27 protein-coding genes and 1 riboswitch are annotated in these 25,492 nt (G+C 41.2%); of the genes, 20 read left to right on the top strand and 7 right to left on the bottom strand.

Going from position 1 to position 25,492, the window contains the following annotated elements; genetic code table 11:
* Window positions 1-145: 145 nt before the first annotated feature.
* The 6 genes from ACFQ0C_RS36320 (at window position 146) to ACFQ0C_RS36295 (ending at window position 5,565) form a co-directional block, all read left to right on the top strand.
* A complete protein-coding gene (locus tag ACFQ0C_RS36320; protein WP_379374447.1) occupies window positions 146-1,375 on the top strand; it encodes a S1C family serine protease in 1,230 nt (409 codons plus the stop codon).
* 194 nt (window positions 1,376-1,569) lie between these two features.
* Window positions 1,570-1,737, top strand: a complete 168-nt coding sequence (locus ACFQ0C_RS36315; protein WP_258216399.1) for a CxxH/CxxC protein — start codon at window positions 1,570-1,572, stop codon at window positions 1,735-1,737.
* Between the two features lie 92 nt (window positions 1,738-1,829).
* Complete coding sequence (gene rlmH, locus ACFQ0C_RS36310; protein ID WP_379374445.1) at window positions 1,830-2,309, top strand: 23S rRNA (pseudouridine(1915)-N(3))-methyltransferase RlmH; 480 nt, start codon at window positions 1,830-1,832, stop codon at window positions 2,307-2,309.
* Window positions 2,310-2,399: 90 nt separating this feature from the next.
* Window positions 2,400-3,428: a hypothetical protein gene (locus ACFQ0C_RS36305; RefSeq protein WP_379374443.1), complete on the top strand. Its 1,029-nt coding sequence runs from the start codon at window positions 2,400-2,402 to the stop codon at window positions 3,426-3,428.
* A gap of 348 nt (window positions 3,429-3,776) precedes the next feature.
* Window positions 3,777-4,559, top strand: a complete 783-nt coding sequence (locus ACFQ0C_RS36300) for a DUF5677 domain-containing protein (protein ID WP_379374441.1) — start codon at window positions 3,777-3,779, stop codon at window positions 4,557-4,559.
* 148 nt (window positions 4,560-4,707) lie between these two features.
* Entirely contained in the window at window positions 4,708-5,565 is an 858-nt protein-coding gene (locus ACFQ0C_RS36295) for a hypothetical protein (protein WP_379374439.1), read from the top strand.
* A gap of 561 nt (window positions 5,566-6,126) precedes the next feature.
* On the opposite strand, the gene ACFQ0C_RS36290 is transcribed toward ACFQ0C_RS36295, so the two are convergent.
* Window positions 6,127-6,297: a hypothetical protein gene (locus ACFQ0C_RS36290; protein ID WP_379374437.1), complete on the bottom strand. Its 171-nt coding sequence runs from the start codon at window positions 6,295-6,297 to the stop codon at window positions 6,127-6,129.
* 396 nt (window positions 6,298-6,693) lie between these two features.
* Here ACFQ0C_RS36290 and ACFQ0C_RS36285 point away from each other — a divergent pair, with 396 nt between their 5' ends.
* The 5 genes from ACFQ0C_RS36285 (at window position 6,694) to ACFQ0C_RS36265 (ending at window position 11,578) form a co-directional block, all read left to right on the top strand.
* On the top strand, window positions 6,694-8,322 hold the full coding sequence (locus ACFQ0C_RS36285; RefSeq protein WP_379374435.1) for an abortive infection family protein: 1,629 nt from the start codon (window positions 6,694-6,696) through the stop codon (window positions 8,320-8,322).
* An 81-nt stretch (window positions 8,323-8,403) separates the two neighbouring features.
* Window positions 8,404-9,294 carry a hypothetical protein gene (locus ACFQ0C_RS36280; protein WP_379374433.1) on the top strand — a complete coding sequence of 297 codons (891 nt, stop codon included), beginning with the start codon at window positions 8,404-8,406 and terminating at the stop codon, window positions 9,292-9,294.
* Between the two features lie 576 nt (window positions 9,295-9,870).
* Window positions 9,871-10,308: a ParA family protein gene (locus tag ACFQ0C_RS36275; RefSeq protein ID WP_379374431.1), complete on the top strand. Its 438-nt coding sequence runs from the start codon at window positions 9,871-9,873 to the stop codon at window positions 10,306-10,308.
* Entirely contained in the window at window positions 10,305-10,898 is a 594-nt protein-coding gene (locus ACFQ0C_RS36270; protein ID WP_379374429.1) for a hypothetical protein, read from the top strand. Before ACFQ0C_RS36275 ends, ACFQ0C_RS36270 begins: the two co-directional genes overlap by 4 nt.
* Window positions 10,895-11,578: a hypothetical protein gene (locus ACFQ0C_RS36265; RefSeq protein WP_379374427.1), complete on the top strand. Its 684-nt coding sequence runs from the start codon at window positions 10,895-10,897 to the stop codon at window positions 11,576-11,578. Before ACFQ0C_RS36270 ends, ACFQ0C_RS36265 begins: the two co-directional genes overlap by 4 nt.
* A gap of 63 nt (window positions 11,579-11,641) precedes the next feature.
* Here the strand turns inward: ACFQ0C_RS36265 and ACFQ0C_RS36260 are convergent, their stop codons facing one another.
* Window positions 11,642-12,079, bottom strand: a complete 438-nt coding sequence (locus ACFQ0C_RS36260; RefSeq protein ID WP_379374425.1) for a hypothetical protein — start codon at window positions 12,077-12,079, stop codon at window positions 11,642-11,644.
* Between the two features lie 134 nt (window positions 12,080-12,213).
* Window positions 12,214-13,644, bottom strand: coding sequence for a MocR-like pyridoxine biosynthesis transcription factor PdxR (gene pdxR / locus ACFQ0C_RS36255; RefSeq protein WP_379374423.1), 1,431 nt, complete (start codon window positions 13,642-13,644; stop codon window positions 12,214-12,216).
* Between the two features lie 209 nt (window positions 13,645-13,853).
* On the opposite strand from pdxR, the gene ACFQ0C_RS36250 reads away from it, so the two are divergent.
* The 6 genes from ACFQ0C_RS36250 to queF all read left to right on the top strand — a co-directional run bounded on the left by ACFQ0C_RS36250 (window position 13,854) and on the right by queF (window position 18,607).
* Window positions 13,854-14,402, top strand: coding sequence for a pyridoxamine 5'-phosphate oxidase family protein (locus ACFQ0C_RS36250; protein WP_379374421.1), 549 nt, complete (start codon window positions 13,854-13,856; stop codon window positions 14,400-14,402).
* A 256-nt stretch (window positions 14,403-14,658) separates the two neighbouring features.
* Complete coding sequence (locus ACFQ0C_RS36245; protein ID WP_379374419.1) at window positions 14,659-16,038, top strand: FAD-binding oxidoreductase; 1,380 nt, start codon at window positions 14,659-14,661, stop codon at window positions 16,036-16,038.
* 508 nt (window positions 16,039-16,546) lie between these two features.
* Window positions 16,547-17,053: a MerR family transcriptional regulator gene (locus ACFQ0C_RS36240; protein WP_258216385.1), complete on the top strand. Its 507-nt coding sequence runs from the start codon at window positions 16,547-16,549 to the stop codon at window positions 17,051-17,053.
* The gene (locus ACFQ0C_RS36235) at window positions 17,050-17,499 is read left to right on the top strand and encodes an SRPBCC family protein (RefSeq protein WP_379374417.1); all 450 of its coding nucleotides are present in this window, start codon (window positions 17,050-17,052) and stop codon (window positions 17,497-17,499) included. The genes ACFQ0C_RS36240 and ACFQ0C_RS36235 overlap by 4 nt, the downstream gene beginning before the upstream one ends.
* Entirely contained in the window at window positions 17,496-17,936 is a 441-nt protein-coding gene (locus ACFQ0C_RS36230; RefSeq protein ID WP_379374415.1) for an SRPBCC family protein, read from the top strand. Before ACFQ0C_RS36235 ends, ACFQ0C_RS36230 begins: the two co-directional genes overlap by 4 nt.
* Before the next feature lie 57 nt (window positions 17,937-17,993).
* A riboswitch (PreQ1 riboswitch) is annotated at window positions 17,994-18,040 on the top strand.
* 66 nt (window positions 18,041-18,106) lie between these two features.
* The gene (queF, locus tag ACFQ0C_RS36225) at window positions 18,107-18,607 is read left to right on the top strand and encodes a preQ(1) synthase (RefSeq protein ID WP_379374413.1); all 501 of its coding nucleotides are present in this window, start codon (window positions 18,107-18,109) and stop codon (window positions 18,605-18,607) included.
* Between the two features lie 63 nt (window positions 18,608-18,670).
* On the opposite strand, the gene ACFQ0C_RS36220 is transcribed toward queF, so the two are convergent.
* The 4 genes from ACFQ0C_RS36220 to ACFQ0C_RS36205 all read right to left on the bottom strand — a co-directional run bounded on the left by ACFQ0C_RS36220 (window position 18,671) and on the right by ACFQ0C_RS36205 (window position 23,167).
* Window positions 18,671-20,623, bottom strand: coding sequence for an FtsX-like permease family protein (locus tag ACFQ0C_RS36220; RefSeq protein ID WP_379374411.1), 1,953 nt, complete (start codon window positions 20,621-20,623; stop codon window positions 18,671-18,673).
* Entirely contained in the window at window positions 20,613-21,374 is a 762-nt protein-coding gene (locus tag ACFQ0C_RS36215; RefSeq protein ID WP_379374409.1) for an ABC transporter ATP-binding protein, read from the bottom strand. Before ACFQ0C_RS36215 ends, ACFQ0C_RS36220 begins: the two co-directional genes overlap by 11 nt.
* Window positions 21,375-21,474: 100 nt before the next feature.
* Complete coding sequence (locus ACFQ0C_RS36210; RefSeq protein WP_379374407.1) at window positions 21,475-22,479, bottom strand: sensor histidine kinase; 1,005 nt, start codon at window positions 22,477-22,479, stop codon at window positions 21,475-21,477.
* A complete protein-coding gene (locus tag ACFQ0C_RS36205) occupies window positions 22,472-23,167 on the bottom strand; it encodes a response regulator transcription factor (protein WP_379374405.1) in 696 nt (231 codons plus the stop codon). Before ACFQ0C_RS36205 ends, ACFQ0C_RS36210 begins: the two co-directional genes overlap by 8 nt.
* Window positions 23,168-23,375: 208 nt before the next feature.
* Between ACFQ0C_RS36205 and ACFQ0C_RS36200 the strand changes: the two genes are divergently transcribed.
* From ACFQ0C_RS36200 to ACFQ0C_RS36190, 3 genes are all read left to right on the top strand, one after another.
* On the top strand, window positions 23,376-24,326 hold the full coding sequence (locus ACFQ0C_RS36200; RefSeq protein WP_379374403.1) for a D-2-hydroxyacid dehydrogenase: 951 nt from the start codon (window positions 23,376-23,378) through the stop codon (window positions 24,324-24,326).
* A 124-nt stretch (window positions 24,327-24,450) separates the two neighbouring features.
* Complete coding sequence (locus tag ACFQ0C_RS36195; protein ID WP_379374401.1) at window positions 24,451-24,792, top strand: zinc ribbon domain-containing protein YjdM; 342 nt, start codon at window positions 24,451-24,453, stop codon at window positions 24,790-24,792.
* 261 nt (window positions 24,793-25,053) lie between these two features.
* The gene (locus ACFQ0C_RS36190; protein WP_258216376.1) at window positions 25,054-25,431 is read left to right on the top strand and encodes a response regulator transcription factor; all 378 of its coding nucleotides are present in this window, start codon (window positions 25,054-25,056) and stop codon (window positions 25,429-25,431) included.
* Window positions 25,432-25,492 lie beyond the last annotated feature (61 nt).

Raw genomic sequence — 25,492 nt, 5'->3', positions numbered from 1 at the left:
GGTCATCCTTTCGGCTTTCGGAAGTGATTCTATACTCTTATTCTAGTCTTTTAGTGGATAAAACATTCCTGTTTGTTTTAAAAGTTTTTGAGATTGCTAGTGGCAAAGGGCTCTGCCTGGCGGGGCGGGAAAGGGAGCGGAGACGATGAGTCTGTTCGATGATGATTTTTATTCCACAAAAGTATCCCGCAAAATGGAATGGTCGGCTGGGGGAAGCCGGATAGGACAAGGGATTAGAGGACAGCTGCCCGGATGGCTGCTGCCAGCCTTGGGAGGCGCAGTGGTTACGCTAGGCTTAGTGGTGATGTTTGGCACGGGCGGGTCCGGTGATGCTGGTATGTCATTGGCAGCCTCATCTGCAAGTGCAGGCGCTCCCGGTATTAAGCCTGATGCCCAGCAGCTTAGCAGCGATTCAGTGGTTCGTGCCGCCGAAAAGGTAGGACCCACGGTAATCAGCATTATCGGCTCTCATAAGGAAGGCGAGAAGGAAAATGCGCGAGGCGGCTCCATGGGCCTGGGTTCGGGTGTTATGTTTCAGAAGGTTGGGGATAAAATCCGCATCGTCACGAATAACCATGTAGTGGAGGGCTTTGCCCAGCTAGACGTCGTTACAACGACTGGAGAGCGGAAGAAGGCTACATTGGTGGGGCGTGATCAAATGACCGATTTGGCCGTTCTAGAGGTCGATGGAGCAGGTATTAAGGTGTTGGCTGAGTTTGGGGATTCGGACACTCTGAAGGCCGGTGAGACGGCGATTGCTGTGGGCAATCCGCTTGGACTAGGCTATGCCCCAACCGTCACCAAAGGCATCATCAGCTGGCCCAAACGGGTAATTCCCGTTTCATTAGGTCAGCAGGGCGATTTTGATTGGGAGATGGAGGTTATCCAGACGGATGCAGCTATCAATCAAGGAAACAGTGGTGGAGCACTGGTCAATCTCGAAGGCAAAGTGGTAGGGATCAATACGCTGAAGGTGGCCGATATGGGTGTGGAAGGACTTGGTTTTGCCATTCCTATTAATTCGGTAAAGCAAATTATTGAGGGCTTGATCACTGACCATAAAATTAAAAGGCCGTATTTGGGCGTCGTAACACAAGATTTACAATCTTTTACGGGGACGGAAGTATTAAAGCTGCCCACAAATGTGAAAACTGGTATTATTGTTCTTGATGTGACAGGGCCGGCCAAGGAAGCAGGCTTGAAAACGAATGATGTCATTGTGGAGCTGGACGGCAAGCCGGTTAATAGTACGATGGAGCTCCGCAAATATATATACAGCCAGAAGAAAATAGGCGATAAAATCGTCGTCACCTATTACCGCGGCGGCAAAAAGGCTACGGTAACCTTAACTACAGCAGAGTTAAAGGATCGGTAGAAGAAAATTTTTAGTACTAAAAAAGAACAAGATTATGAGTAGGGATCAGGAATGTGCGCGACTGCTAGATACAAGTTTGCAAAATGATAGGCAAGCTCGGTAGATAAATAGAGTACGCAGATAAGCGCTTGTGAATACAGAATTGTAAGGTTAAAGGATCATAAATAGAGTTTAAAGTGGAGTGGGGTCAAGTTATGCATGTTGTTTGCAAGGATCATCTAGAGCTAGCCATTGATCAGTTTGTTGATGAATACGAGGATGCACCGGATATTGTTGATTTGGAGGAAGTACGTTTCTCCGCATGGGAGCCGCCGGCTCATTGTGAACGCTGCTTGGAGCGGGCAAGATTCTTGGTAGTGTAGAAGGAAGAACAGAGAGGGCCGTACGTTGGCCTTCTTTTTTGTTTGGGTGGGAAGAACATAGAGTGCTGGTTGAAGAAAGGTGGAGCTATGCGATGCATATTCAGATTGTTGGGGTAGGGAAGTTGAAGGAGGCGTATCTCGTGCAGGGGATAGCCGAATATGTGAAGCGCCTTGGGCCTTATGCCAAGGTGCAGATCGTTGAGGTGCCCGATGAGCGGGCACCGGAATCCATGAGCGCCGCGGAGGAGGCGCTCGTGAAGCAGCGCGAGGGCGAACGCATCCTCGCGCAGATCAAGAGCGACGCCTACGTCGTGGCGCTCGCTCTTGACGGCAAGCCGCTATCGAGCGACGAGCTCGCGCGGCATATGGAGGGCCTGGCCACGTACGGGCGCAGCCACGTGGCCTTTGTCATCGGGGGCTCGCTAGGCTTAGCCCCCGCGGTGTTGGCGCGCGCCGAGCTGAAGCTCTCATTCGGGCGCATGACTTTGCCGCACCAGCTAATGCGGCTGGTGCTGGTGGAGCAGGTTTACCGCGCGTTTAAGATTATGCGCGGGGAACCGTATCATAAGTGACGGCGAAAAAATTAGGGTTTGATTACCAGAGAATTGCTAAATATGAGGAAGAATATTTATAAATGAACTAAATGAGATGAGGTGATTTTAATGAATAGCTTAGAGCTACATGTTAAACTAGAACAATTTATAAAAACAAAGTTTCCAGAACGATTTAATAGGGAAGCGTTTAATCTTGAGAACGAAATTCATAATATGATTTCAAGCCGAATGGAATCTAACGGTGTGTGTTTCTTTAATGATGAAGAATGTTCTGATAATAGAAAGCCTATAGGATCGCACTTACTTCAAAGGAATGGTGTCCTAAGTAAAATAGCAATCAATAAACATGTAATAATGTTTCGTAAAAATTTTTCTGACCCATACAAAACGAAATTTGAACCTGTAAACATCAAGAGTGCAGGCAAGTCTCCTGTGTTCTGTTGTCACCACGACACAAGTGTATTTGCTCCAATTGAGAATAGTAAACAGAATTGTAGCATGGAGGAATTTATATTTCTAATCACTCTAAGGTCATTTGCTGATGAGTATATTAAGCGGCACGAGGATATTAAGCGGATGAAAGTATTGTATAACAATATCGACTCAAAGGAGTTCGGAGATTTCTGCAAATTAACAGGTGGATTAACCGAAGAATTTAAATCTAATATTGATTCTAACATAAATGAATTAGAAGACATGCTTGAACAATATAATCGTTTACGTTTAAAGTTTTTAACCTCTTATAAGAACCATGCTTATGACTGCATCACTCATAAGCAATTCCAATCAAACAAAATAGGAATTGCATTTAGTACCACAATGATGATTCCTATAAGTGTGGAACAAGAATTCTTTTTCTGTGTAAACATTTTTCCAAATGAGTCTGGCAGTAAGATTATATTTTCTTATTTCAGGTCAGATGAACAATTAATTCAACAAGATAGTTCATTTATGGATTTACTAAACGGAGTATTACACCCAAATCTAAACAGAATAATAATGATCGCAAAAGAAAATTTGTTCTACAACATTCAAACTTTTCTTGATGAAGACGTTCATTGTATAAATGCTCTCATATATGATAACGAGTTTAACTATGATTACGTGGTGCCTAAATACTTTGAAAGCATAATTTGAAACTATCCGAGCGTTATGTTTTCAAACATCAGTCATACATTCTCTGCTCACATCTTTTACCTCAAGTAGCAGACACTCTCCTTCGGCCGCATGATCTACCCGCATCAGTTGATGCGGGTGTTGCTGTTGATGGAGCGACTTTCGTGCGAATAGATTAACCGGAGAATAGTGCCATAAGTGACGGCGAAAAATGATACGCAAGAGCTTCTAGAAAAATTAGTTCGCCATACATTCACCCTGTTCTTGATCTGCTAGATCAACGATAATTTGCCTATAAAGCCAATTGTCCGGGGATATCTTGAACCTGGATGTTAGGCAGCGGCATTTAAATAAAAGGGGGTAAAACTGATGTTCGATGAGGTGGGATTCTTAGGAAAGCAGATAAATGAGTTTTCACTAGAAAATTACCAAAAGCATAAAGCATTATTTGAAGTAGCTTATGATCTAAATAAGTTTACCTACACAACAAAGAATGCTCTTGTGATAGATTCAAATAATGGTCAGCAAGTAATAGGTTCTTCTTTATTTTCGAGAATTCACAATGGATTTCAAGCAATATTAATGCTTTACAAAATTGGATTAGATACAGAAGCAAAAGTTATTCTAAGAACTATTTTAGAAGCTACATTTGTTTTGAAGGCCATAACAGATAATGAAAATGAGGTCTCAAATTTTATTAATACAGACAAGAAAAAGCAAGAAAGATTGCTTAAATCAATTTTCGAAAAAGATAAACAGAACATATATGAAGATTTAAGAAAAACCTTGAGTAAAGACCAGTTAGACAGTCTTAAACAAGAAATCAAAAATGAAGAGATAAAAGATGTAGAGGTCTATGAATGGGCAAATAAGGCAGGTATGGATGTTTTCTATGCTTACGCCTATAAAACATTAAATTCTGAAGTACATACAGACATAAGGATGCTACAGAAGTATTTGGAGATTGATGAAGATACACAAGATATAATTGGGATTAATTCCCTCCCAAGTGATAAAGACATCGATAGATCATTGTTTACAGCTTACTTAGTACTTGTTATTGCCCTAAACTGTCTGAATAATATCTTTGGTATGAAGCAAGAAGACGTTCTAAAGTCGTTTGAAGAAAAAATAATGGATGTAAGAGAATAATCTGCCTTCATCAGACTTTTCGATCCTACCCTCGGTTCGGCAGAAGTTCTTGGCAGGGAAGCGGGACCAGCCCGACACATGACTGTCGTTGCGCGTCGGGAATGGGTAACGTTATAAGAAAAACTCAATATAGCAAGGAGGCATATTCGTGCAGGAAAGAAACGGTCAAGACGGCGATAAGAAGGATGAAAAAGAAAAGCATCAATATTTTAATTTTCCTGATTTATCCAATCTCGCAATTCCCTTTCAAACTATAGCGACGATTCAACAAAAAATTGCTGACTCTCTTGCTCCAATAGTAAAGAAAGTAATGGAAATTCAACAAGCTTTTCAACCGTTAGTTGAACAAGTTGGCAGATTTGCGTTATCAATAGACTGGGAAAAAATACAGGATGCAATTAAACTGAGACTTCAACACTACGAAGAGTTTATGAGTAAGTATGATGTAGAATGTTGGGCAATTACTCCGGAATTGCTAGAAGCCTTCGAGGATGAGGAATATAAAGTTACTGAGATTGAAAAGTATGTTGAGGATCATCTTAATGAATATATTATTTATTTCAAGAAAGAACCATTGTATGAGAAACACAGAGCATTGATTGGCGAAGCATATGAATTATATATGCAGAAATTTTATATGCATTGCGCCTTTTCATTAATGGCTATATTTGAGAATATCTTAAGCAATGCATTTAGCAACTACAAATTAGGAACAGATGTAAAGATAAAAAACAGAAGGCCAGATTTGCATACTAAGACAACAAGTTACATTAAATCGAACGAGGAAAGACTGGCACTAAATATATTATTTTTCCGTCGTGTATACAATGTATACGACATTATATTTAAACCTTACTGGGATACACACCCTGAACAAATAAATAGAAACTGGATAGCTCATGGAAAATATGATTTTGAAAGGATAAATAAAAGCGATATCTTGAAATTGTTTCAGTTATTGAAAGCATTAAGTATATTGAATGAAATAACTTTTGAGAGTGAATAAACAGATTCTTGTCTTGTGAACACTCCGTAGATAGAAACACTACATTTACGTCCTCGATACGTTGCAGTAATCCAGTCTGTTTTGTTCCATCTGCTCCATCATGCCCCCACACACGCTCCACCAAGCCAGGACAAAGGAGAACGTCCATCACAGGCGTTCTCCCATTGCTTCCCGCTAGTTCTCCTCATTTTCCCTATTCATTTGTTCAGCTAATCTGTTTTTAATTACCTCAAACTCTGGCGTTTTCATAATTGATTCCAACTGCGTCTCATGTATTTTTATATCGGTCGTGACTTCTGATCGCTCGGTAGGCTCCCCATACATAAGAAGCCCAAGCTTGACCATTTTCTCGAATTCAGAAACCGATTTTACTTGTGTTCTCCCCAACTGGAGTTGCCGTAAGAACTGATCAATGCCAACAGTGACGGCTTCCTTAATCGATAAGTGGCATGACATGAGTTATCCACAGTCCTTACAGAGCCTTCTTCGGTTATTGGTGGTTTTCGTTTATCTGGATTCTTTTAGGTCGAGAGCCTTCCGGCTGATCTGGATACATGCTAGTCACACAGAATCACCGTGCACGGAGACTTTTGTATTTACTTCAGCCCAGCGATCATATAGCTTCAGCAACTCAGCTTGATAAGCGTCAATCGATTCCCCGATTAAACCAGCATCAGATGTTTGAGCGACATAGAGCCTATCAAAGCGGCTCCGTAATTTATCCCATTCCATTAAGTTTATTCCCCCATATTCGGATTCGAGTAAAGCATAGCGGAGGAGCGGGACTAATTACAAACTTGATTTCCGTGAACGGTTAGGAGGGGATTATGGGGAACTTGCTCCGCTGCTTCCGCTCTCGTGGTTTTTGGCAGTAGTTCGGTAAGCTCTACGTTGAGAGCTTAACTGTGCAGCCCGGAATGCCGCTGCGAAGTATACAAATGTACAAGTTTCTCTACTGACCTGTTAGGCAAAAGAATAAATGCTGTATCGTAGCTGAGATACATTTATTTTATACAGTATATTCCAATGCGAATGTTAGTTTGATATTCTAGTGATATATTCATAAACAGAAATAGTCATTTAATACTCAAATTCATAGCATGATTTTGATAATGGCGAGGTATAGATGTGAAAGTTAACAAAATAATGGCACAAATGAATGAGTTTGGTGAAAATTCTCAAAAAGTTAACTTAAATCAACTTCGAGAAGAAATTGAAAAAGATAGGTGGGATGCTCGTAATCTTGGGATCCCCTACAATAAAACGACAGCAGAATATTACATATCATTTGAAAAAATTGAACTCGCATTTAGAAAAATTGTAAAGAGATATGTGAAGCAGAGATTACTTGAGCATGATGCTGTAACGTTTACAACCTCTAACCGCGATGTCCTAGGGTTAACCCCATTTTTTAAATTCATAGTGATTAAATATCCCGATTGGAACCATTTAAACCACTTAAATCGAAAAGATATTGAACAATATATTAGATACATTCGTAATCAACCATTGGGTGGCCTTAATTCCCAACAAGGGACATTGATGACAGATGATAGTATTTGGAGATATATAAGCACATTAGAAAATTTTTTGTATTTTATTCAAATGCACGAATGGAGTGAGGCCCCACATAAACCAATCCGTAACTTAATTTATCAAGAGGATCGTCCTAAGATTAAACCAAAGGATATTCATGACTATAAATATTTGAGCGATTATGTATGGAAGCAGGTTCTTGAGAATATTGAAACTCTTAACGCAAACTATCGGGTAATTGTTCGATTGTTAGAGGCTACTGGTTTTAAAGCAAATGAAGTACTGACATTAAAAATTGATGCGCTTGTTAAAGATGATGACGGGTATTTGATTAAAAGAGAGAAAAAGGATAAAGGCATACACACTATTCCAATACATGATGAGGATTTGGTTAAAGAGATTATTGGACACCAGCAATTAATTCAAGGATTATTTCCTGAAGAATTAAATCCAGAGAAGTTGCTGTTTTTAACACTAGAGGGAAAATCAAAAGGGAAACCGATATTGAGAATAAACCTTTATAGGAATTTGCAAAAGTTTGCGGAAAGACGTTCAATAAAAAATGAACAAAGGGAAGTTTATAAATTTAATTGCAACGAATTTCGTCATCGTTTTGGAGTCAATCTGGCAAAAAAAGGAGTGGGTGTTCAAGAAATCCACAGTTTGTTGGATAATGTAACGCCACTTATGGCTGTTGCGTATTGTAGAATTGCAGCAAACGAAGGTTCAACGGAGGTTGCCTCGGAGAGAAATACTTCCCCGTCCGATGATATTATTGGTAGTGCTTTCTACAAGAATGTAAATGCAAAATATATTCAAGAAGCATGGACCAAGGCATTAGAGAGAAGAAGTACAGACCCGGAAGGTGCAATCACAATTGCGCGCACTCTATTGGAAATTGTTAGTAAGTTTATACTGGATCATGAGGGAATAACATATGATGATAAATCGGATATTCATCAGCTGTACAAAGCTGTGCAGTCCGTATTAGATTTGGCCCCAGATAGCCAACACGAGTCTATTTTTAAACAAATGCTTGGAGGGTGCACATCAGTTATTCTTGGTATAGGGTCTCTTCGAAACAAACTAAGTGATGCACATGGGAGAAGCTATAATGCACCTGCTCCAACAAATAGGCATGCGCAACTTGCTGTAAATCTTGCTGGGTCAATGGCTGAATTTTTGTTCTCGACTTGGGAAGAGACTCGTAGAAGGTATTGATAATAAATCCTGTGAAAAGGAGCATACCGCGGCAGCTTCTTGCGCATTACGATGGCTCAGTTAAGTTGAGTCGAAAAAGGAATGAATTTTATAGGGGTATACATTGGATTCATAAATCTAATAAAAGTGATGTGTTATTATGATATGACAATTTCTTTGGGTTGGGTAAGAACTAGAACTAACGGTGAGCAGGAATTAGTTTTTGCTTCAGATAGTAGGGTGCGATTTGCTGGAAGTTGGGATTGTTGCCCAAAGTTATTTCCCCTACCTAGAATGGATTGTGTCTTGTGTTTTGCTGGAGATACAGCATATGCCTATCCATTCATTCTCCAATCAATAGCATCGGTGGAAAATCACATAAGAGCAGTTACCAGGGCTATGGCCCTTGAAGAAGTTCGCGGCCATTTACTTAGAATTTTAAATAACATGGTTTCTATGCACGAAGATGCGCCAGTAGGATATGGTAATCCTGAGCTTTCACTAATTTTTGGTGGTTATTGTTGGAAACGTGGAGAGTTCCTATTATGGCTGTTGAAGTATAATCCGGGAATTAGAGGGTTTAATTATATTCCAGCACAGCATTGGGAAGGCGGTCATCAGGATAAACAACTTCTTTTCATTGGTGATTATCGCCAGGAATATTATGAGAAACTAACAAACCTTCTTAGAGAAAGGAATAAATTAAATAGTGGCGGTTTTGATATGGAGCCACTGGAAGTTCTAAGGGATATGTTGGAAGACGGTTCCTTTGTACACATTGGCGGCCTTCCACAAGTTTTAAAAGTATTTAAACATTTAAATGTGAGACCTTACGCAATTTATCAACCGTCAAAAGATATTCTCAGTTTTAACGGTCGACCGCTGTTGAAATATGAGACGATTGACCATTTCATTTTAAATATTGAGACAATGAAATTGATTCATCCAAGGCATTTCAAATATACTGAGGTATCGCCTGAATACCATATTTAGCAACTATCTTTTACTAATTATGATCCTACCCACTAAATTGTTTTCTGATAAAAGACAGGAGTAGTGTTCTACTTGTCTCTATATTAGTATTTATATGAATAACAAAGTGTTTTATTCAATCAAGAAAAGGAAGCCATGGAACAAGTAATCCCTGATATTCTATATGCCGATGTGCTTTTATGAGCCAGAATATGCTTTTCCAGTCTCAGAGGCAAGAGCTTGCATATCTTGTTTGAACCGCAGTATAGACAGAAGACGTAGCGTGACGTCCCTTATTTTAGACCATACCCAGCACAATGGTCATAAGGGATGACTAACTTCAAATCACAATGGTTTATAGCATATAACAGAAATCAACCATCTGAAAAACAACAACAGGAGCTGGCCGCGACAGCTCCTGTTGTAATTTTCGCCGATAGACCCGTTAAGCTGAGCCGTATCATAAATGACGGCAACGTTTTGACATTGAAGCGCAGAATTTTTGACTAACAACTTATCAAATCTTATGCTAATATAAACTCTAAGAAGTCGTGGAATATATTTCTAAAATAGGTAATAAGCCTTGGGGGAATCAATGTGACTAAAGTGTATACAATGTATATTAATAAGGGTGGGGTTTCAAAAACAACTACCCTTTTTAACTTGGCAGTTTTTTTATCACAAAAAAACAAAAAAGTTTTGCTTGTCGATTGTGATCCTCAATGTAATATGACTGAAATTTTCTTAGCTTCTAGTCCAGAATTTGGGGAGCCCGACGTAGAATTACCAGGTACATCGATTTTTCAAGCACTTCTACCAAGATTTAAAGGGGAAGCTGGAGCTATTGATCCTAATACAGTTTCTTTGGTCTCTTCACCAATTTATCAAGGTTTGTATCTATTTAGAGGAGATCTTGAGTTCTCCCTAGCGGAAACATATTTTGGAACTGCATGGAACCAAGCAATAACAGATAATATCCACGAAAAAACACATACGTATCTCTCTATCGGTTATTGCGAGCGCTGGGACGAGTGAATTCTTTTGATTACATACTTTGCGATGTGGGGCCAAGTACTGGTTCAATTACTCGAATGGTAGTATTGGCAAGTGATGGAGTTTTCTTGCCATTAGTACCTGATCGTTTTTGTAATCAAGCAGTAAAACTGTTAGGCAAAATTGTACATGATTGGGTTACAAGACATGAACAGGTTTCAGAATCATTAAAGCCATTTAGTATAGAAACTTTTCCTGGCAAGCCGTTATTTTTAGGAGGAGTATTACAAAATTATAAAGTACAAAACAATGCAAAAGCTAAGGAATCTTATATAAAATGGCAAAATAAAATTACGGATAATATTAAAGAACATCTAATAAGTCCTATGGGAATGACCCCAGCGGATTCTTTAGATCCTAATCATCCATATCTCGCGACAATAAGAGATGTCAGCCCATTGGCACCTGTTGCACAAATGTTTGGGAGAGCGATATTTGACATAAAACAAGAACACACCAAGGAAGCATCAACAACCGGAAATATGTATTATGGTACTGTCTGGGAACCGTGGCTTCAAAAAATGGAAGAGTATAGGACAGAAATTTCTAAAATAGCAGGTACGATTCTATGACAGAACCTCAGTATCTTTATGTGGCATTAATTGATGTACTCGGGTACAGACAATTACTAGAACGGGATCGTCGTACAGGAAAACTGGATTTTAAAGATATGCTAGGAAATGCGTTGAGGGTATTAGAAGAGTTTGATGATAAAATAATACAAGTTCAAGCAATTTCAGATACAATTATTATAAGTTGCTCTGAGCACAGGAACTTCATTGAATTCTTAGATGCTTTGAGAAAAACTTTTATTGCTTTCCTTAGGGAAGGTCTATTTATTCGAGGAGGTATTGCTTACTCAAAACACTTTCATAGTAACCACCTTACTTATAGTCATGCTATCGCTCGAGCGTACGAACTTGAACAGAAGCAGGCTATATATCCAAGGATTGTTATAGATCAAAACATTATAGAAATGTATAAGGTTGGTTCAGATCTTGAAAACATATTTAAACGAGGTCAACTATGTTTTGAGCATGGTATTTATTTTTTAGAAATCCTATCAGAGGAAAATTGGAGCGAAATAATCTCTTTAGCATCTAATATATATAAAAAGGATAAGGAACAGCTTAGTAGTAATGAAGCTGCTTATAATAAGCATCTAAGATTTCAAATGTACTTGTTGGACTCAGAATATAATAAAGGTGATAACGGGCCGTATATACCTAAGATAGTCTCAGTCAATCAATAATATAATTAGGAAGGCATACCTTCATGGTATGCCTTCCTAATTATATGACAGTAGCAAATAAATTTAAGAGTCAGTCCCTGCTGTTTCAAGTTCTAAGTTGTGCAATGTCTGTTGCACCAGCTTATCAAATGTCAATTCAAGCTTATCTATTTTCCTACCCCCAGTTACTGTAATCCGTTTTATCACAGCATGTACAAGCTGCTTCTGCTTTTCATTACTGAGCTTATCAAACAACTGTACAAACTCCCCCACTATGCTCCTTACAATAACTGCGGATACATTTTGATTAGCAGTACTGTCACTAAGTTGACTTTCGATTTCCGTTTTCCTTTGCTGTAGCTGTCCCTTACTTTCGTCAATTGAAACAAGTTTTTCTCTTAGTGATTGGCTTGTTAATACGTCATCTTCGAATAACTTGAAGTATTTGTCCTTCTTACGGTCAATATCAGCCAATTCTTTATCCACAAGCTTTAATTTTGCTTCAAGTGGTGATTTATCCACATCGCCTCCGCGCGGCACACTTACTGCGATTTTTCGCCAATGCCCCCGTTAAGCTAACCGTAACATAAGTAGCGTCTAAATTTTTGGGTGAAAAGAGCATAGGGTCCAACGAAATTTGCTTGTGAAAAATAACCCTATAAGATCAACTCCGCAAGACGATAAATCCCCTGCTCAATCGATGCTTCATCTACTTTTGCAAACCCCAACACCCATCCCTTTCGTTTGCTTTCCAAGCAATAGGGTCGAAGAGGGTATACACGTATTCCCTTTTGAAGAGCTAACTTTGTTACGGTTTCTTCGTCGTATGACTCTTCAGCTTCAAGAAACATATGCAATCCCGTTTCTATCCCACTTAGTGTGAAACGTCCCCCTAAACCGCTAGCCATTATAGCCTTTGTCATGGCCTCGTGTCTTCGTCGGTACACATTTCTGGCTCTTCTCATATGGCGCATAAAATGCCCATTCTTGATGAAGTGGGTTAGAGTTAGCTGATCCATAATCGGAAGATGACGGTAAATTAGTTCTTGTACCCTGGCTAGTTGAGCAATTGCTTCCGCAGAGCCAACGATAGCCGAAATACGAATGCCTGGAGCAATCATTTTTGAAAAACTCATTAGGTACAAGGTATTATTAGATGCCTGGCTAAACAGCGTTGGAAGTGGTTCCCCGCGATATCGAAATTCACTATCATAATCGTCCTCGATGATCCAGAATTGTTCTTGAGCAGCCTTATGTAGCAATTGTTGCCTGCGCGGCTCCGACATAACGACCCCGACCGCGCACTGGTGCGAAGGGGTCGTAAAGATCAGTTTGGACTGCGGGTGAATATGCTCGACCACTAGACCATACTCATCAACAGGAACGGGCACCACATTCATACGCCGATATTTCATCGCCATCCAGGCAGCCGGAAAACCGGGATCTTCTACAGAGACAGTGTCCCCGTCAGCTAAAAGCGATTGTGCGATTAAGTCAATACTATGCTGAGCTCCTGAAGTCAACAGAATCTGATTGGTTTGGATATGGATGCCTCGTTCAAGTGATAAATAACGCTGGATTTGCTCACGTAATGGTGTGAAACCATAGGGATTACCGTAAGCCCAGTTTGATAAATCCATTGCAGAGGATGCGTGAAGAAGCGATTGTCGCCAATTCTTTTGAAATAGTTCATCTAAATAGGGTTCATGGGGACTAAAATCAATATCTACCTCTCGCTGTTCTTGGCCTCCGAACCAGTCATGTAATTGATCGACAGCCGAGTTCAACAAAGGAAGTGAGGGGGGGATAGGGCCATCTGCTATTATTTCCTTCGTTGATTCAGTGACTTGCTTCCATTTACTAACCCGCGTCCCTCCTCGGCGAGATGTAACCGTATAGCCGCGACTTAGCAATTCCTCATAGACGATCTGAATCGTTGAGCGAGAGACACCTACCATGTGAGCAAGTTCGCGGGAAGGAATCAGCAATTCCCCTGGCGCCCAGATCCCGCTAGTAATATTATGAATCGCTTGATCAAGCAATTGCTGCCAGATTGGCCTTTGGTCATTACGAATTACTTTCATCATCGTACACACCTCCAAATAGAAGCTCCAATCATAAAATATTCATTATGGATTGTTCAAAATATCGAAGTTTGGATGTTTTAACACAATCCATTCACTGATATACTACCGTAATAACGCTGGTATTTGCAATCGGGTCGTTGCTTCACTCAGGTAGAGTATCGGGGTTTGGGGTGGGATAAATCTGTGATGAGTGAAAGGAGAGATTTGAAATGAATTCGGTTCGTTACAAGATCAGAGAATGCCAGGATCAAGAGAAAATTGAAAATTTCCTTCATCAAGCGAGAATTGGGTATCTTGGATTGGTTGATGGGAACCTGCCCTATGTTGTACCGCTTAATTATGTGTGGACGGAGGGGAAGCTCTATTTTCACGGGGCCGGAGATGGAAGGCGTAATCATGTGATGAGTGAAAATCCAGAGGTATGTTTTACGGTATGTGAGGAATACGGGACCATCACGGATCCGGTACCTGCCAAAACGGATACGGCTTATATGAGCGTAATGATATTTGGACAAGCAGAGCCAATCACAGATTTGGATGAAGCCACCCATATACTTCAGGAAATGATCAATAAATACGTACCCGGCTATTATAACCGCTCCTTGCCGAAGCAGCATGTGGACAAGTATAGGTCGGCTGTATTCGGCGGACCGGTTCAAGTTTGCCGGGTTATTCCGCATCATGTGACGGCAAAAGAAAGTCCTATTGAAGCAGAAAAAATGTATAGAACGGTTATGAATGTCGGAGGAGAGATTTAACGACAAGATACAGTTACGACTTGCGCTAAGTTAACGTGTGCGTTAGTTCAATGAAAGTGCTCTATAAACGATCAGGGAGCTGTCGTAGCAAGCTCTATTCGTTTTCTTGCCGATCCCCCCGTTAAGCTGAACCGTACCATAAGTGACGGCGAACTATTTTACGATACAAACAAGTCATTTGCCGTTACTAGGTCAAGTGTCCCTACATAAGCTGATGAGAAAGGCTTATGCCATGAACAGGGATGGTGTAAAGTGGATGACACAAAACCGGAAAAGAACAGGTACACGATTAACCGGAAGAATCGTATTTCCGGGCAATCCGACATATAATGCGGCCAGAATGGAGTTCAATAGGCGCTTTTCCAAATTTCCAAAGGTCATTGTTTTTTGCAGACGAACTCAGGATGTGATCAACGCAGTCAAATGGGCTCGTGAGCGGGGTGTACGGCTGCGAGTGCGCAGCGGGCGGCACAGTTATGAAGGTTTTTCGGCTGTAAATGGCGGTATTATTATCGATGTAAGCGAGATGAATAAGGTTAAGGTTGATCGAAAAAATAGGGTGGCCATTGTACAGACTGGAAATCCACTTGCCCGTGTGTACAAAAAGCTGTGGAATAAGCGTGTGGCACTTCCGGCTGGGACAGCGCCCGACGTAGGCGTGGCCGGGCTTACCCTGGGAGGCGGCATTGGACTTCTGTCCCGCAAATATGGACTTACGTGCGATAACTTGAAACAAGTGAAGATGGTCGTAGCTTCGGGGCGGTATGGAGCAAAGACGATTGTGGCAAACAAGAGGAAACATTCCGATCTATTGTGGGCATCACGAGGCGGCGGGGGAGGAAACTTTGGCGTTGCTACAGCCTATACTTTTCGGGTTAGACCCATTTCAACGGTTTCTATATACAGCGTCACTTGGAAATGGGGCGATTTGGAGAAGGTGTTACCGGTTTGGCAGCGCTGGGCCCCGTCTGTCACGAACCGCTTAACCTCAACCATTGAGGTGGCTGCCAAGAAGGTGGGAACTATTGAATCTACCGGACAATTACTTGGCGGTGCAGAGGAGCTGCGTCGATTGATTAGACCGCTCTTGCGAGCAGGCACTCCGGTGAAGGTGCTGGTGAAGACAGTGCCTTTTATTGAAGCAACCAAATTTTTTGCCGAATCGGACCTGAATTTGGAGCCGAAATTTAAAATAAGCGGGGCTTACGGGTTTCAACCTTTGCCTCGTGAAGGAGTACGAATTATACGTGACTTTTTATCCAAAGCACCTAACAGGCATTCTACCGTGTGGAGTCAAAGCTTAGGTGGTGCAGGAAGCGCGGTGAGTCGAGTATCGCCTACGGCAACGGCCTATCCTCATCGGAAAGCTGAGACCATCTACGAACTGTCAGCACGCTGGAGGAACAACGTGGAGCAGCAGCGGAATATTCAGTGGGTGAAATGGTTCCGCAGAGCGTTACGTCCCTTTGTTAAGGGGGATTATGTGAACTTTCCCGATTTGCAGATTAAGAACTGGCCCAAGGCGTATTATGGCGTGAACTTTGGCAGATTGAAGCGGGTGAAACGAAAGTACGATCCTCATAATGTGTTTCGTTTTGCTCAGAGTATTCCAGTGGGTAAACGGGTCAGAAAATGATATACTCGCACCATAACTAATTGAAGCAAAGGAGCTGACGGCGGCAGCTGGGCACAGAAATCGGTCGCGCAGGCGGTGTCTGCAGGTATTACTACTGGCTATGAGTATGGCTCCGCTAACGGTGCTTCTGAAAATGTAGGCGCAAAAGAGCAAGTAAGAAATCATAACAAGGCTGCTTTGAATTCAATTTCGAAGCAGCCTTGCTTTTTAATTGTGATGGACCCGGATTTCCCAGACTGCCGATCTTGCTGCTTTGCTAGTACGTTCCCTAAGATTACCTGTTAATGCAAAAGCAACTTCATTCAACGATGTTCATGCAACCGATTGGTTTGCTTGATCCCAGTCAACACACTGGTAACCGCTCTTGAGGCGGAAAGAGATTCGGAATTTAGGGCTACGCCAAAAAAATTCAGGCTTAGCTTCACAATTTCACTTGCACCTTACGTAACGTAACGTTTTATAATAGAGCTACCGGAATATAGTTAGTGCCAAAGAGTGGAGATGGTTAATGAAAAGACATTGGAAGGTCGGGGATCTCGCCAAGCTGACAGGGCTTACCGTACGAACCTTGCGTTTCTATGATCAGATCGGTTTGTTCTCGCCATCCGGGCAGACGGAATCCGGCCACAGGCTGTACAGTGAATCGGACTTGTCACGCTTGCATCAGATTTTATCGCTTAAAGAGCTGGGCTTATCTCTCGAGGAGATTAAGTCGGCCTTAACTGGCGGGCAAATCAGTCCGCTTGAGATCGTAAACCTGCAGATAGGCCGAATCAAAGAGCAGATCAGACTGCAGCAGAAACTATTGGAGCAGCTCGGACATGTATCCAAGCTTATGCAGGGAAAGGCGGAGTTAACTCTTGAAGATTTCACAAGCCTCCTGCAAGCGATGAAAATGCGTTTTGAGAAGCCGGTCATTGAGCGGCAAGCGAGCTGGGAGCGCCATTTGGATGCATTGGGAGACTTTCTAACAGAAGAGAGCGGAATACCGAAACCTAAGGAGGAAAAACAATGAACGAACGATTCGTCAAACATGCAACCTTCGTCGTAGAGCGGACGTATGCCGCTTCACCGGAGCGGGTTTATCACGCTTGGGCAGACCCGATTGCCAAAGCCAAGTGGTTTTCGAAGCCGGAAATCTTCGACTTTCGGGTCGGCGGACGAGAATACAGCAGCGGTGGGCCGCCGGAAGGGCCGATCTTTGCCTTCGACGCCAGCTACCAGGAGCTTGTTCCAGAGCAGCGTATTGTCTATACGTACACCTTGGATGCGGGTGGCACACGCATCTCCGTCTCGATCACAACGGTAGAGCTTATCGAGCTGGAGGGAGGAACCAAGCTGATTTTCACGGAGCAGGGTGCATTCTTTGACGGACACGATACGCCGGAAATACGGGAACACGGTACAAATGTCATGTTGGACGCACTAGGTAAGGTATTAGAAGGGGAGAATGGAGCATGACAACAGGTGAGAATGAAATTATTTCCTCACGTGAGTTCGATGTTCCGCGGGAGCTTGTGTTTCGAGCTTGGACAACCCCCGACTTGCTAGCCCGATGGTGGGGTCCGAAGGGCTTCAAGAATACTTTTCATGAGATCGATATAAGACCGGGCGGCACGTGGCGCTTAACCATGCACGGACCGAATGGCTTGGACTACCCCAATCTCAGCGTCTTTGTGGAGATCGTGCCGCTGGAGCGGATCGTGCTGGATCATTTGTCCGGCCACGAATTTCGGGTTACAGCGACATTCGAGGACCTGAACGGCCGTACGAGGGTTACCTTTCGCCAGCTTTTCAAAGACACAGCGGAGTTCGAAAAGGTCAAGCCGTATTGCGTTGAAGGCAATGAGCAGAACTTCGACCGGCTGGGCAATCTGCTGGTGGAAATGGTTTCCTAGATCTTGACCTTTCTCCAGGTATTCTATATCATAGGAAGATAATAAACCCGTACTCGAACGGGAGAGGTTCATAGCTGATACCCTCTATAAAAAACTATGGATACATGACGATATGCCATGTCCATACTGGACATGGCTTTTTTATGATGCATTTCACAAGGGGGTTAATTATGTCTGGACGCAGCCATGAAGAGGGTTTAAAGGATTTAACACTATTGGGCAATCAGCATACACAATATTCTTTCAATTATGCGCCTGAGGTATTGGAGTCCGTAGATAATCTTCACTCGAATCGCGACTATTTTGTAAAGTTTAATTGTCCGGAGTTTACTAGTTTATGTCCATTGACACATCAGCCTGATTTTGCAACGATGTACATTTCGTATGTCCCAGATCAAAAAATTGTCGAGAGCAAATCACTGAAGTTATATCTTTTTAGCTTCAGAAACCATGGAGATTTCCATGAGGATTGCGTTAATATTATCATGAATGATTTAATTAAATTACTCGATCCAAGGTATATTGAGGTTTGGGGGAAATTCACACCACGTGGAGGAATTTCTATTGATCCGTGGTGCAATTATGGGAAGCCTGATACTAAGTATGAAGAGATGGCCCATTTTCGTTTGATGAATCATGATCTTTATCCTGAAAAAGTGGATAACCGATAAAAAAAGAAGATGGAACGACACAACTCCAGAACCTTAGGGTCTGGAGTTTGTGTTGTTTTCATATTAGAGTGCCTCTTTAATCACCTTTTTATAATAATAGACGGATAGTATCCCGAAAATCGAGTACAGCGCGGTATAAAGGATCATAACCATAATCATCGGTGTCCATAGCTCTGTTCCGAAGAAGAACCAGCCGGATTGGACTGCAAAATAGCTATGGAGTAGTCCTACTACTAACGGGATTCCAAAATTAAAGATTTGTTTGGCCTGAATGCCTTGCAACAAATCTCCTTGCGTGAAACCAAGCTTTCTTAGAATGGTATAGCTGGACTTTTCATCTTCACTTTCATCCATTTGTTTAAAATAAAGAATACATCCGGATGTAATCAGAAAGGTTAATCCCAGGAAACCAACGATAAACATGATGAGGCCCATAGTTTGTTTCTGATTGTTGCTCATTTCTAGTTGTGAGTCATGGGCTCTAGTACTGCTAAAACCCATTTCACGGAAAAGCTCATTGGCTTTTTTAACGTTAGCTTTATCTTTAATGTCAATTCCGATATAAACGAAAGAGGCTTTTTGAATGGATGGATTTAGATCTTTTTTCAAACGGTCGAATATAGTTTCGTTTACAATGGCAACCGGCAAGCCTCCACTCGTAAAATAACCTGACACAGGGGAATTGATATCCGACCTCTTATATTGCTGCGGAATGACCTCATGCTGACCCTTCAGTTCAATAGATCCAGAGTCTTTCATAGCCATGAATTTCTGCAATACTCCACTTGATCTTGTAAAAAGGGTCTGATCTGCTGAAAGATGGATATTATCGACGGCTTGTTCACTAATAACAGGCAGGATCATACCCGTTGGGTCGAAGTTCGAATTCAACGCCCCTACATTAGTATCCATGATCTTCTCTACATTGACAGCTGCCTGAATGACTTCCACGATTTTATCGGTATACAAAATGGAGTTTGCTTTTAACGCTTCTTTAAATTGCTCTGCATCCTGGACCTTGGTCATTGAAAAATCTGCAGGAACATACATTTCAGCTGACTTTTCTGCGGAGTAATAGGAGATATAGCTTAAGGATAATAATCCAATGGCAAGTCCGGAAACGGTAGTAATGATGGTTAGTAACACGGCATTCGACTTCATCCGAAACATAATGGAGGAAAGCGACAATACTTCATTGATGTTTAAGTAACCTTGCTTCCTTTTTCGAATGATATTAAATATAAAGCTGACAGAACCTTTGTAGAAAAGATAAGTTCCGATGATGACGGATCCTAGAATAATGACCATAGCAGAGAATAGTTGATTTATCGTGGTGAAGTCTCCACTGAATAATTTGGATGACATATAATAGCCAAGAATGATCAATATAATTCCAATAATCCCGATGATCATTTCCAGGAAGGATACCTTTTTCACTTTTCCTTCAGTCATGGAAGTCACTCTGAATAAGGATAAAATACTCTGTCTTTGTATGAATGCGTAATTCATCAACATAATAAAGAGATAAATAATAAAGAAGACTATCAGTGTCTGGATGAGTGCTTGGTAAGAAAAATACAGCGTTGCAATAGCATCGACACCTATCGTTTTAAATAGAATCATAATAATTAATTTCGAACCGGAAAATCCTACAAAGATCCCTAACATCAAGGATCCAAAATACAGGATGAAGTTCTCAGCAGTAAGGATTCGGAATATCCTGTTTTTGGTCATCCCTATTAATTGAAACAAGCCGATTTCTTTACTGCGCCGTTTAATAAAGATGTTATTTGCATATAAAAGAAATATAGAAACAATAGCGACAAGTAAGACGGATGCGGCTTTAATAGACGCGGCCCCTTTAACAGACCCTTTTGCCGGATCCATGGAAGGGTCATATTGTAGGGTGACAAATGCGAAATAAAGGGCGGAGCTGAAGATTAAGGCAAACACATAGAGGTAATAATTTTTCAAATTTTTCCTCAGATTGCGAAACATGAGTTGATTAATACTCATTCTGCACCCCGCCTAACACACCTTGGGTTCTCATGATGTCTTTAAAAAAGGTTTGTCTCGTTTCTTCCCCTTTATTTAACTGCGTATAGATTTGCCCATCCTTTATAAAGATCACTCTACCGCAATAACTAGCTGCTACCGGATCATGAGTAACCATGATTATGGTTGCGTTTCTTCTCTGATTTAATTCACTGAGTTTGTTTAATAAATCCGAAGCTGATTTAGAATCAAGTGCACCTGTAGGCTCGTCTGCGAAAATAATGCTTGGTTCATGAATAAATGCCCGTGCAGCAGAGGTGCGCTGCTTTTGTCCTCCCGAAATTTCATTGGGATACTTATTTTGCAGATCAAAGATCCCGAGTTCTGTCGCAAGGGCTCGGAATCTCAGCTCAGCTTCTTTTCGCGGTGTCTTTGTAATCGATAACGGTAGAAGGATGTTTTCCTTGACTGTTAGAGTATCTAGTAAGTTATATTCTTGAAAAATAAAGCCTAAATGATTCTTTCGAAATTCAGCTAACTGTTTCTCCTTCATGCCCGAAATTTCGGTTCCTTCGATTTTAATGGTGCCGCTGCTGATCTTATCAATCGACGAGAGAACGTTGAGCAATGTCGTTTTACCCGAGCCTGATGCACCCATGATACTAACGAATTCACCTTTCTCGATACGAATATCAAGACCACTTAATACGGATTGATTATTTAATTTATTACCATAGCTTTTATGGATTTTATTTGCTTCCAAAATAACCATATCTACACACTCCCTTTTCTCATTGATCTTATTATAAGAGATCCTGCCATTCTTATCCTTCGATTGACCGAACAAAACAACAAAGCATGTGACATTGTTGTCACACGCCTGTGATACGAACAAATTCATTTTTTATTGGGAAAGTTAAGGTAAATGTCGTTCCTTCTCCTATTGCTGATATTACATCGACATGGATGAGCAATGACTGTGCTGCCTTTTTGGCTAAATATAACCCCATACCTGTTGCAGCGCTGTCTTGATGCAGGGTCGTTGATGTAAAACCCTTATCGAATATGCGAGGCAAATCCTTGGAATCAATGCCACGGCCACTATCTTTCACCTCAAGGATAGTCTGACCCGCTAGCTGATAGCTTTTGATCAGGATGTCGGATGCGTGGCTATATTTTACGGCGTTGGTTAAGAGCTGTCTGAGGATAAATGCCAGCCATTTGGCATCGCTAAGTACTTCAGCTGCTTCTAACTGGATGTCAAAGCCTATCCCTTTTTGAATACACCAGGATTGTAAGGTTTTAATTTCATTGAAAATGATCGTTTCTAGATCGGTATGCTCCATATACAAATCATTTTCAATAAACGGTATACGCCTTTGATGCAGCTGTTGATCGAGCAGGAGATGAATTCGCAGCCATTCATAAGTTAAATGGGTTTTCATCATTTCGTCGTCCAGGCGACCGATCATTAGATGCATGGCTGTCAACGGTGTTTTGACTTCATGAATCCAAGCCAATAAATCATCCTTCTCTTGCTCTAAGGCCATCAGATTTTGGGAAGCAGCCTTTTTCAGGAGGTCGACTTGGTTCGTCATACTGTTTTCAATAATGATTTCAAAAGGACTTTCAGGACTGGCTATGCTCGTTAAATCAAGATTATTGTCCCGTTCTTCTAAGCTTTTGTAGAATCGGGTCTCCTTATGGTAGCGAATAACCAGGAAGATTGTAAAAAGGAGCATCGATAAAAAGACCAGATAGAGGATGGGGAGGAGCGGGATCGCCGAATCAATAAAAGCGATAAAGATGATAAGCATTTGCTGGAGTATAAATAGCATAATCCAGCTGCGTCTTTCCATGACATACTTTTTAATCAAACGAATTCGCCTCTTCTGCAGCCATGTAGCCTTGCCCAACCTTCGTCTCAATAAAGCGGCCCAAGTCAAGCTCATCCAGTCTTTTTCGCAGACGATTTACATTAACGGTAAGGGTGTTATCGCTTATAAAACGTTTGTCATCCCATAAGCTATTGATAAGCTCCTCCCGACTTACGACCTTATTCTTCTTCTCGATGAGTAATTTTAATATGAAAATTTCATTTTTTGTAAGCTCAATTGATCCGGCAGCATTGGTAACTAAATTTTTCTCATAATCTACAGTTGCGCCACACCACGATTTGAGCTCGATGGGGTCCGTATTGTAATTGTACACGCGTCGAAGTATCGCTTGTATCTTGGCAATGAGTACATCGAAATGAAAGGGCTTCTGAATATAATCGTCAGCTCCCAGCTGCATGGACATGACGATATCCGTTGGATGATCGCGAGAGGATAAGAATATAATTGGAATATTGGAATGAGTTCGAATCATTCGGCACCAATGAAAGCCATCGAATTTAGGCAATTGAATATCAATAATGACTAAGTCGGGCTTGATATCTGTGAATTCTGGAATGACTTTACTGAAATCGGTAATCCCATACACATCATAAGACCACTGCGATAATCTATCCTTGATCTCATTAAATAGCGTTGTGTCATCTTCGATTAATAAGAGCTTGAACAACAGGTTTCACCACACTTTTAGGTTCATTTACAATAATTGTATAGTAAAATCTTTGGGTATGCCACAGAGAGCATTTTCCAAGCAGCGTGCAAGGTGAGGGAATAAGGAGAAAAGGCCCGATTAGTATCATTTCGTAATTTAGCTGAATCTGACTTATAATGGAGTCGGAACTATAAGAATTATTACCTTTTAATCAGGAGGAATAAGCTTGAACAAGGCCACGCCCAATATACTAGTATATTACAACGAAGCTGAAAAATTTGCGGAATTCCTGAAGGAGCATGGCTGCAAATCCGTGAAAACAGCCAAAACTCCGGAAGAGGCATTGTTACATTTACCTGGAACGGAGATCGTATTAAGTTGGAACTTTCCTTCGCATTTATTAGCGCAGCCTGAGGCTGCTTCTGTACAATGGGTACAATCCACCGGAGCGGGCATTGATAGTCTGGTCTCGGATCGAACCATTCCTCAGAATGTTGTGCTTACACGCATAGTGGATCAATTCGGCGGTATGATATCGGAATATGTATTTGCCTATTTATTATTACATTGCAAGGACATCCCAAGATTGTTGAGTGCACAGGCTAATCGTGAATGGGATAAATTCAGCCCCGGTTCCCTTGAGGGAAAGGTTATAGGGGTCGCAGGTCTCGGATCGATAGGCGTTGAAATTGTAAAAAAAGCCCGTGCTTTTCATATGAAGGTTCATGGTCTAAGCTTAAGCGGCAAAAATGCAGACATCGTAGATCGTCACTATACAGCGGCGGATTGGAAGACGTTTGTCAGCGAATTGGATTATTTGGTCCTAACATTACCGCTTACGAATGAAACCCGACATGTAATCAATCGAGACATCCTGTTATCGATGAAATCGAATGCTTGTCTGGTGAACGTAGGCAGAGGACCGTTGATCGTAGAACATGACATGCTGGAGGTGCTGAAGGAACAGCAGCATCTAACAGCTGTGTTGGACGTTTTTGAGAAAGAACCGTTGGACAAGGAAAATCCCTTATGGTCTTTGCCTAATGTGTATATAACGCCTCATTTGTCAGGTCCAAGCAAGGTTGAAGAAGTAGGCCGCTTTTTTGTCGATAATCTTCGAAGATTTGTGCAAGGTTCTTCGCTGCAAGGAGTTGTGGATCGGGAACGGGGCTATTAAAAGGGGAGAGCCGGAACGGGAACGGAGAACTATTGTCCTATTTAGTGGAATCATTGCGGGATATCCAATATACTTGTAAAGGGATTTTCTTAGAAGCTAATTAACGAATGGAGTATATGAACTTATGTCTACTTTGCCAAATTGCCCAAAATGTAATTCAGAATACACTTACGAAGATGGAAGTCAGTATATTTGCCCGGAATGTGGTCATGAGTGGAGTTTAGCATTAGACACCGATGCCGGTGAGGATAAAAGGATTGTCAAAGATGCCAATGGAAATGTCTTAAACGATGGCGACTCTGTAACAGTAATCAAAGACCTTAAAGTAAAAGGAAGTTCATTAGTTATTAAAATAGGTACAAAGGTAAAAAATATACGTTTGATTGATGGAGATCATGATATTGATTGCAAAATCGACAGCTTTGGAGCTATGAAATTAAAATCTGAATTTGTTAAAAAGATATAATTGCTGAGTTTATACAAAGCAATAAGTCAGTTAAGGAGGCCCTTTGATACGAAGGGCTATTTCTGTTGCGCTGGAAAAGTGACTTAGGTCACATAAAATGGAAAATAGTGAAAAAAAAGACCGAATTATTGCTCTACAAGTGAACTTCTTCATCTAGGATACATTATTTGATAACGGTATAATGGGGTTAGTTTAATTTATATAGTATAGAATGAGTGCGGACGGAGAAAGAAATAAAAAGTTTGACGGAGGCATGTACAAATGGTTCTTAATATTAGGGAACGCATTAGGCTGCATTCTTCTAGCATAAGTTATCGCATGAAGAACGGAGATAGTCATGATATTTTTGGCAGCGACTTTAAAAGCTTGAACGAACTTCCGATTCAGAAAATTGGTGCTACGATGCAAGATTTTTCAGATTATTATCAGCTGACTCAGCGAGAATCCGAAATTCTCATGCTGATTGTCGTATATGGCTTTGCTAATCGGGAAATTGCCGAAAGATGTGTGATTAGTGAAAAAACGGTTAAAAATCACCTTGCCAACATAATGAACAAAATTGGCATTAAATCGATGCGAAAATTAATTCCCCTGTTATTCAGTCACGTACTGTACTCACATGAAAAAACGAAATCTTGAGGATCTCACTCACGCAGTGGGATTTTTTTTGTGTTGAAAGGAATAGAATAAGATTCATAGA

Source organism: Paenibacillus sp. GCM10027630, assembly GCF_042676305.1.
GTDB lineage: Bacteria > Bacillota > Bacilli > Paenibacillales > NBRC-103111 > Paenibacillus_S.
Note: the sequence above shows the minus strand (reverse complement) of the source record. Positions and strands in the feature narration are given on the sequence as shown.

Excerpts from the sequence above, each read along its gene's own strand:
- ACFQ0C_RS36320 (WP_379374447.1), top strand. The coding sequence starts at position 146 with ATGAGTCTGTTCGATGATGATTTTTATTCCACAAAAGTATCCCGCAAA.
- ACFQ0C_RS36315 (WP_258216399.1), top strand. The coding sequence starts at position 1,570 with ATGCATGTTGTTTGCAAGGATCATCTAGAGCTAGCCATTGATCAGTTT.
- rlmH (WP_379374445.1), top strand. The coding sequence starts at position 1,830 with ATGCATATTCAGATTGTTGGGGTAGGGAAGTTGAAGGAGGCGTATCTC.
- ACFQ0C_RS36305 (WP_379374443.1), top strand. The coding sequence starts at position 2,400 with ATGAATAGCTTAGAGCTACATGTTAAACTAGAACAATTTATAAAAACA.
- ACFQ0C_RS36300 (WP_379374441.1), top strand. The coding sequence starts at position 3,777 with ATGTTCGATGAGGTGGGATTCTTAGGAAAGCAGATAAATGAGTTTTCA.
- ACFQ0C_RS36290 (WP_379374437.1), bottom strand. The coding sequence starts at position 6,297 with ATGGAATGGGATAAATTACGGAGCCGCTTTGATAGGCTCTATGTCGCT.
- ACFQ0C_RS36280 (WP_379374433.1), top strand. The coding sequence starts at position 8,404 with ATGAATTTTATAGGGGTATACATTGGATTCATAAATCTAATAAAAGTG.
- ACFQ0C_RS36265 (WP_379374427.1), top strand. The coding sequence starts at position 10,895 with ATGACAGAACCTCAGTATCTTTATGTGGCATTAATTGATGTACTCGGG.
- pdxR (WP_379374423.1), bottom strand. The coding sequence starts at position 13,644 with ATGATGAAAGTAATTCGTAATGACCAAAGGCCAATCTGGCAGCAATTG.
- ACFQ0C_RS36250 (WP_379374421.1), top strand. The coding sequence starts at position 13,854 with ATGAATTCGGTTCGTTACAAGATCAGAGAATGCCAGGATCAAGAGAAA.
- ACFQ0C_RS36245 (WP_379374419.1), top strand. The coding sequence starts at position 14,659 with ATGACACAAAACCGGAAAAGAACAGGTACACGATTAACCGGAAGAATC.
- ACFQ0C_RS36240 (WP_258216385.1), top strand. The coding sequence starts at position 16,547 with ATGAAAAGACATTGGAAGGTCGGGGATCTCGCCAAGCTGACAGGGCTT.
- ACFQ0C_RS36235 (WP_379374417.1), top strand. The coding sequence starts at position 17,050 with ATGAACGAACGATTCGTCAAACATGCAACCTTCGTCGTAGAGCGGACG.
- ACFQ0C_RS36230 (WP_379374415.1), top strand. The coding sequence starts at position 17,496 with ATGACAACAGGTGAGAATGAAATTATTTCCTCACGTGAGTTCGATGTT.
- queF (WP_379374413.1), top strand. The coding sequence starts at position 18,107 with ATGTCTGGACGCAGCCATGAAGAGGGTTTAAAGGATTTAACACTATTG.
- ACFQ0C_RS36220 (WP_379374411.1), bottom strand. The coding sequence starts at position 20,623 with ATGAGTATTAATCAACTCATGTTTCGCAATCTGAGGAAAAATTTGAAA.
- ACFQ0C_RS36215 (WP_379374409.1), bottom strand. The coding sequence starts at position 21,374 with ATGGTTATTTTGGAAGCAAATAAAATCCATAAAAGCTATGGTAATAAA.
- ACFQ0C_RS36195 (WP_379374401.1), top strand. The coding sequence starts at position 24,451 with ATGTCTACTTTGCCAAATTGCCCAAAATGTAATTCAGAATACACTTAC.
- ACFQ0C_RS36190 (WP_258216376.1), top strand. The coding sequence starts at position 25,054 with ATGGTTCTTAATATTAGGGAACGCATTAGGCTGCATTCTTCTAGCATA.